The organism is Romboutsia sp. 13368 (genome assembly GCF_018336475.1).
Classification (GTDB): Bacteria; Bacillota; Clostridia; order Peptostreptococcales; family Peptostreptococcaceae; genus Romboutsia.
This window is the reverse complement of record NZ_CP048741.1, coordinates 1,931,259-1,938,718: the sequence shown is the minus strand read 5'-3', so window position 1 is coordinate 1,938,718 and position 7,460 is coordinate 1,931,259. Positions and strand designations below refer to the sequence as shown.

The window sequence follows — 7,460 nt, the reverse complement described above, 5'->3', positions numbered from 1 at the left end:
CACATAATATTCATGTATTATCTTTTTATAAAAAGGAAGTGAGGAATATTAAGTATAAAGAAGATAAAGAAGATAATGATATAGAAAATCAGAATACTATAAATATGAAAAATCTTGATAAATTTATGAATGAACTAAATTTATGTGAAATGACAACGGAAGATTTAGGTCTTATAAGAAGATACTTAGAAAGATTAATTTTAATAATTGAGAGAAGTAGAATTAGGGATTATATGATGTTAACAGATAGTAAAAGAAGGTTATTTTTAATAAATTTTGTAGCTGGATTAGGGAAGGGATTTGGTCAAGCAATAGGTTTCACGCTATTAGCTGGATTAGTACTTTATTTATTAAGTACATGGGTAGATTTACCTGTAATAGGAGAATTCATAGCAAAACTTATGAATATAGTAGATGAATATAGAAAGGGTAGATAAATATGAATATAAATAAATATAAAGAAAAACTTTTAAAAGAAAAAGAAAATTTAACTGGTCTAATAAGTGAAATGAGAGATAACACTCTTTTTGGAAATACTACAAATCATACTAGCGAAAGATATACTTCGGGAGAATTATCAAGCTATGATAATCATCCAGCAGATATGGGAACAGAGGTATATATGCAAAATATGCAAAATAGTCTAACTAATCATGAGGAAGGAAGATTAAATAATATTGAAGATGCGTTATATAAAATAGAGAATGGTACTTATGGTATATGTGATGTTTGCCATAATAAGATAGATGAAGATAGGTTAGATATATTACCTGAAACTAATCTATGTTCACATTGTGCTAAAAATCAACCCGATTTACATTTGACAAGTAAAGAAGAAAATCAAAATTTAATAAATTCATGGCACCTGTTTTATGATGATGAAACAGCTATAGAATTAAATGGAATGAATAAAATGCCTAATGATGAATCAGATAGAGATTAGTCTTAAGAAAAGAGGTATGTGTTATGAAAAAAGTAGTCATTCAAATTTGTTTAGCTTTACTTTTAATTATAGGAGTATATATTTATAAATATAATGAAGATAGAGGTTTAGAAACTCTAAGTGTAAGCAACGATATAATGAATGATTATGAGGATATAATAATAAAACATGGAAATTATGATGAAAAAATAATTGCGTTAACTTTTGATGATGGGCCAGATAAGGATTTTACACCACAGGTTTTAGACATTTTAAAGAAAAATGATATAAGGGCAACATTCTTTGTAGTAGGAGAAAATGTAGGGTGGAATCCAGAAATTTTAAAAAGAGAGTATGAAGAAGGACATGAAATAGGAAATCATACATTTACTCACATAAATGTTTCTAAAAGAAAATATGAAGATATATATAAAGAGATAAATGATACACAACAAGCTGTAAAAAAAGTTATAGGCGAAGAGCCAACACTGTTTAGACCACCTTATAGAGCAATAAGTAAAGATATGTGTAATATAATAAAACAAAAAGATATGAATATTATTCTATGGTCTAATTTAGATCCTAGAGATTGGTCAAACCCAGGTGTTAGTTATATAGTAGATACTATAACATCTAAAGTTCAAAATGGAACAATAATACTTTTACATGATTATAATAATTTAAGAAATGAAAGGTCTCAAACTATACAGGCATTAGAGATAGTTATACCTAAGTTAAAAGAAATGGGATATAAATTTGTTACAGTATCAGAACTTATAGAACATATGGACAAAGAGCAACCAATTCAAAAATAATAATATAAGCTTCCAATTAGGAAGCTTTTTTTTGTATAATATATAATATATAACTAGTTGGGAGGAAAATATATTGATATATGAATTAATCGTACTATTATTAATAGGTATAGATCAAGTATCAAAGATATTAGCATTAAAATATTTAAAAAATATAGGAAGCATACCAATAATACAAGATATGTTTCATCTTACATATGTAGAAAATAGAGGTGCAGCATTTGGAATGCTTCAAAATAATCAAATAATATTTATAATAGTTGCACTTTTAGCTTCTATATACGGATTATATTATTTACATACGAAAAAAGTAAATACACTTGGAAAAGTTTCTATATTACTTATAATATCTGGCGCATTAGGTAATCTAATAGATAGAGTAAGATTAGGTTTTGTAGTTGATTATTTTGATTTTAGGATAATATGGGAATATGTATTTAATATAGCTGATATATTTGTAGTATTAGGTACAATACTTTTATGCATATATATATTATTTTATGATGACAATAAAGAAAATCAGAAGTAGGTGTAAAAATGGACGAAATAAAAGAATTTTTAGTAATAGATGAAGAAGAAGGCGATAGATTAGATGTATATCTTTCACAACAGTTAGGAGATATGTCTAGAAGTTATATACAAAAAATAATAAAAGATAAAAAAGTAGCTGTTAATAATAAAATAGAAAAAGCTAAGTATATAGTAAAAGAAGATGATAAAATAACTATTGAAATACCAGAACCAAAATTATTAGAGGTTACTCCACAAGATATACCTATAGATATAGTATATGAAGATGATGATGTGCTTATTGTAAATAAACCTCAAGATATGGTTGTTCACCCTGCGCCAGGAAATTATGAAGGTACATTAGTAAATGCAATTTTATATCATTGTAAAGATAACTTATCATCTATAAATGGAGTTATAAGACCAGGTATAGTTCATAGAATTGATAAGGATACATCAGGACTTTTAATGATAGCTAAAAATAACAATTCACATAATAGTTTGGCAGAACAGTTAAAAGATCATTCAATTACAAGAGAGTATCAATTTATATGTCATGGTGTTGTAAAAGAAGATAAAATAACTGTTAATAAACCAATAGGAAGAAATCCTAAGGATAGATTAAAGATGGCTGTTGTAAAAGAAGGAAAAAATGCAGTAACTCACTTTGAAGTTATTCAAAGATATGAAAACTTTACACATATGAAAGCTAGACTTGAAACAGGAAGAACTCACCAAATTAGAGTTCATGCACTTTCAATAAATCATCCACTTTTAGGAGATGAAGTGTATGGACCTAAAAATAATAAATTTAAGCTAAAAGGACAAACTTTACATGCTAAAAAACTAGGATTTATACATCCTTCAACTAAAGAGTATGTAGAATTTGATTCAGAATTACCAAAATATTTCAAAGATATATTAAATAAACTGAAATAATACTTGAAATATATAATAGATAAATATATAATGATTATAATAAACGTATACCTTTAAATGATACAGAGATATCATAAGGCAAGAAGAATACTATAATTGTATTTTTATTAAGCATGTTTGTATATACAGCTTCTTGTCTTATGATGAGAAGCTTTTTAAATTTTACTCAAATTACTAGGAGGTCACAAATGAAAGAAAAGGCCCAATTAATGGATGAAAAAGCAATTGGTAGAGCTATAACAAGAATAAGTCATGAAATAATAGAAAGAAACAAAGGTATAGAAGATGTTGTTCTAGTAGGAGTAAAGACTAGAGGTGTTCCTATAGCAAATAGGATAAGTAAAAAAATAGAACAAATAGAAGGAAGTAAAATAAATACAGGACAAATAGATATAACTTTATATAGAGATGATTTAAAAGAAGTAAATGTAGATCCAGTTATAAACGGTTCTAATATAGATTTTAATATAAATGATAAAATAGTTATATTAGTTGATGATGTTTTGTATACAGGAAGAACAGTTAGAAGTGCATTAGATGCAGTTATAGATATAGGTAGACCTAAAGCTATACAACTTGCAGTTTTAGTTGATAGAGGTCATAGAGAATTACCTATAAGAGCTGATTATGTAGGAAAAAATGTACCAACATCAAAAGATGAAATAATATCAGTAAAATTATCAGAAATTGATGATCAAGATTCAGTAACAATAAACGAATAAAAGCATAAATTTATATAAATAAATATTGCCTTTTAATTCAGTACAGAGATGCTGAAAAAGGGAGAAGAAATTCTCCCTAAAAAATTATGGGAGGTTTTTATGAAAAAAACAGTATTATCATTACAACATTTATTAGCAATGTTTGGAGCTACAGTATTAGTTCCAATATTAACAGGATTTAACCCTTCAGTTGCAATCTTTTGTGCAGGGATAGGAACACTAATATTCCACTTATGTACAGGAGGTAAAGTACCAGTATTTTTAGGTTCAAGTTTTGCATTTATACCATTAATCTTAGCAGTAAAAGAAGCTTTTAATGGAGATTTAGCTTACGCTCAAGGTGGTATAATGGTTGCAGGTCTAATTTATGTAATGTTATCATTTGTAATAAAATTTGTAGGTGTAGAAAAAATAAAAAAATATTTTCCACCTCAAGTAACAGGAGCAATGATAGCAGTCATAGGTCTTAATTTATTACCAACAGCATTTGATATGGCATCAAATAATATAATAATAGCAGGAATAACRTTAGCTATAGCACTTATTATAAATACTTTCGCTAAAGGATTTATAAAACAATTAGGAATATTAATAGCAGTTATAATCGGATATGTATTAAGTTTAGTATTAGGATTAGTTGATATATCAACTATAGCTCAAGCAAGTTTATTTGAAATACCAAAGTTTACATTACCAAAGTTTAGTGTAGAAGCTATAGTTATAATAGCACCAGTTGTTTTAGCAGTTTTCATGGAACATATAGGAGATATGACTACAAATGGTGCAGTAGTAGGTAAAAACTTCTTAGAAAACCCAGGTTTAAATAAAACTTTACTTGGAGATGGTTTAGCTACAATAGTAGCAGGATTTTTAGGTGGACCAGCAAATACTACTTATGGAGAAAATACAGCAGTACTTGCACTAACTAAAAATTATGATCCATCATTACTTAGAAGAACAGCTGTATTTGCAATAGTTTTATCTTGTATAGGAAAGTTTGGAGGATTTTTACAGAGTATACCAACAGCTGTTATGGGAGGAATAAGTATATTATTATTCTCTATGATAACTTTAGTTGGGGTTAAGACTGTAAAAGATAGTGAGTGTGTAAAGGACAAAAAAAATATAATTGTAATAGCAACAATAATGATAATAGGTTTAGGAACTACTTATTTAAGCAATAAAGGGATAGTTATAGGTATACCAGTTACACAAGATGTAACAATAACAGGACTTAGTTTAGCTGCCATAGTAGGTATAATATTAAATATATTATTAAATAATACAAATAAGGATAGAAAAGAAGATAAAAAATTAGTTAATTCTAAAATAACAACTGCGTAAGATAAATTTAAATACCTAGATATAAGGTTAATTGATACCTATATCTAGGTATTTTTATTAAAAAAAATATAATAAAATTACATTAGTAGATACTTTAAAAAATAAAATATAAAATAATAAAAAAAGTTCACAAAACATCGTAAAGAGAAAGACAATGAAGATTAAAAAATATCAGAAAACAACTTATTACCAGAAGATGTAATGGATTATGCTAATAAAGAAGCTGAAAAGATAAAAAATGGTGAAATAAAAATACCTAGAACTGAAGAAGAATATAATAAACTTGTTAAATAGATAAAAAATAGCTAATCTAATTAGATTAGCTATTTTTTTATATACTTTCTGATTTGATTTTTAATTTAGCTACTAACTCTTCTGTTGGAGTTACATAGATAGTGTGATTAGTTTCATAAATAACCATTCCAGGTTTTGCACCATTAGGTTTCTTTATATTTTTCTTTTTGGTATAATCAACTGGAACTTGAGATGATAGTTTAGACTTACTAAAGTATGCAGCAAGCATTGCACCCTCAAATATAGTTTCATCAGAAACTTCTTTTCCTTCTGTTTTTATAATAACGTGAGAGCCAGGTATATTTTTAGTATGCATCCAAATATCATCATTAGAGGCTACTTTTAATGTCAGATGATCATTTTGTTTATTATTTTTTCCAACTAAAATTTTAAATCCATCTGAACTTATAAACTCATGTGGTTTAGTAGTAAGTTTAATTTCTTTTTTACTATTAACCTTACCTCTTAAGTATCCTACTTTTGTAAGTTCTTCTCTTATATCCATTAGCTCAGCTATATTTTCACAGTTTTCTATGCTAAGAAGAATATTTTCTAAGTAGTTTACTTCTTCTTTAGTAATTTCCATTTGAGATGTAATTTCTTTTTTTGCAGTTTTCATTTTATTATACTTTTTAAAGTATTTTTGTGCATTTTCAGAAGGTGTAAGATTCTTATTTAAAGATATTTTTATGTTTTTGTATTCAGGGTCATAAAAATTAGGAACCTCGACACTTTCCATACCTTTTTCTATCATATATATGTATGATGTAATTAGCTCACCTTTAACTTTATATATGTCTGCATTTTCGGAATCTATTAATTCTTTTTCTTGTTTATTTAACTTATTATAAAGTCTATCTAGTTTTATAGAAATACTTTTTCTAAGATCTGAAGAACGTTGGTGTATTCTATCTTTAATATCTTTAGTTGCATAATAGTTTTCTAATATTTTAGACATACTATCATCATTTATAATAGATAAATTACTAAATTGACTTAAGTTTATACAACTAAAATCTAAAACTTTATCAATAGATTCATCTATAACCATACTAGGGTTATAAGTATTATTTTTTATATCTTCAAATAAGTTATTGAATTCTTTGTAAACTTCATTTATATCATTAGAAGATATTTCATTAATTAAAGTATTTTCATTGACATTAGCTCTAAAGCATATTTCTTTTGCTATTACAGGGCTAATCCCTAAGAATTTAGAATATATACCTTTAAAAATAGAACCATCAAAAGAACTTAATGTATCTGTAAATAAATTAATATCTATATTATCTATAGGATTTAATTTATCTTGGGCAGGTGGTAAGATATATGTTTGACCAGGTAATATTTGACGTACTCTACTTACACTAGGTGGAATTCTTTTTGCAGAATCTATGATTTTATTATCAAGTGAATGTGTAAGTATTATATTACTGTGTCTTCCCATTATTTCTATTATAATATCTTTAGTTGTTTTTTCTTTTAACTCATCTAAAGACTCAACACTAATTTTTATTATTCTTTCAAAACCTACTTGAGATACACTTACTATATTTCCACCCTGAATATACTTTCTAAATAACATACAAAACATAGGAGCATTAATAGGATTTTCTTTTTTATAGTTGTTTGCTAAGTAAACTCTAGGATTAGAAGCACTACAACTTAAAACTAATTTAAAATTTTCTTTATTATTTCTTATATGTAAAACAACTTCATCATTTTCAGGTTGATATACTTTATCTATTTTACCACCCAAAAGCTTGTTATTTAATTCATCTACTATAGAATGTATAACTAAACCATCTAAAGCCATAATATTTCTCCCTTCTATATAAACTTTTGATAAATTAATTATTACACAATATGCATATATTGTGAATAGGAGGATTTAATTATATATTTATAATTTCC

Annotated in this window: 8 protein-coding genes; 7 read left to right on the top strand and 1 reads right to left on the bottom strand. The window is 26.2% G+C overall.

Annotated features, from left to right (window positions below; genetic code table 11):
* From G3997_RS08015 to G3997_RS07985, 7 genes are all read left to right on the top strand, one after another.
* A partial coding sequence (locus tag G3997_RS08015; protein ID WP_296645237.1) for a DUF5665 domain-containing protein occupies positions 1-437 on the top strand: 437 nt, incomplete at its 5' end.
* Between the two features lie 2 nt (positions 438-439).
* Entirely contained in the window at positions 440-943 is a 504-nt protein-coding gene (locus G3997_RS08010) for a TraR/DksA C4-type zinc finger protein (protein ID WP_296645236.1), read from the top strand.
* A gap of 23 nt (positions 944-966) precedes the next feature.
* Positions 967-1,737: a polysaccharide deacetylase family protein gene (locus G3997_RS08005; protein WP_296645234.1), complete on the top strand. Its 771-nt coding sequence runs from the start codon at positions 967-969 to the stop codon at positions 1,735-1,737.
* A 73-nt stretch (positions 1,738-1,810) separates the two neighbouring features.
* The gene (lspA, locus tag G3997_RS08000) at positions 1,811-2,266 is read left to right on the top strand and encodes a signal peptidase II (protein WP_296645232.1); all 456 of its coding nucleotides are present in this window, start codon (positions 1,811-1,813) and stop codon (positions 2,264-2,266) included.
* 8 nt (positions 2,267-2,274) lie between these two features.
* Positions 2,275-3,186: an RluA family pseudouridine synthase gene (locus G3997_RS07995; RefSeq protein WP_296645230.1), complete on the top strand. Its 912-nt coding sequence runs from the start codon at positions 2,275-2,277 to the stop codon at positions 3,184-3,186.
* Positions 3,187-3,374: 188 nt separating this feature from the next.
* Positions 3,375-3,908, top strand: a complete 534-nt coding sequence (gene pyrR, locus G3997_RS07990; RefSeq protein WP_296645229.1) for a bifunctional pyr operon transcriptional regulator/uracil phosphoribosyltransferase PyrR — start codon at positions 3,375-3,377, stop codon at positions 3,906-3,908.
* Between the two features lie 99 nt (positions 3,909-4,007).
* Positions 4,008-5,252: a uracil-xanthine permease family protein gene (locus G3997_RS07985; protein ID WP_296645227.1), complete on the top strand. Its 1,245-nt coding sequence runs from the start codon at positions 4,008-4,010 to the stop codon at positions 5,250-5,252.
* Between the two features lie 331 nt (positions 5,253-5,583).
* Here the strand turns inward: G3997_RS07985 and G3997_RS07980 are convergent, their stop codons facing one another.
* The gene (locus tag G3997_RS07980; protein ID WP_296645225.1) at positions 5,584-7,362 is read right to left on the bottom strand and encodes an Rqc2 family fibronectin-binding protein; all 1,779 of its coding nucleotides are present in this window, start codon (positions 7,360-7,362) and stop codon (positions 5,584-5,586) included.
* Positions 7,363-7,460 lie beyond the last annotated feature (98 nt).

What these genes read in the sequence shown, in the direction of transcription:
- G3997_RS08010 (WP_296645236.1), top strand. Translation starts at nt 440, where the DNA reads ATGAATATAAATAAATATAAAGAAAAACTTTTAAAAGAAAAAGAAAAT.
- G3997_RS08005 (WP_296645234.1), top strand. Translation starts at nt 967, where the DNA reads ATGAAAAAAGTAGTCATTCAAATTTGTTTAGCTTTACTTTTAATTATA.
- G3997_RS07995 (WP_296645230.1), top strand. Translation starts at nt 2,275, where the DNA reads ATGGACGAAATAAAAGAATTTTTAGTAATAGATGAAGAAGAAGGCGAT.
- pyrR (WP_296645229.1), top strand. Translation starts at nt 3,375, where the DNA reads ATGAAAGAAAAGGCCCAATTAATGGATGAAAAAGCAATTGGTAGAGCT.
- G3997_RS07980 (WP_296645225.1), bottom strand. Translation starts at nt 7,362, where the DNA reads ATGGCTTTAGATGGTTTAGTTATACATTCTATAGTAGATGAATTAAAT.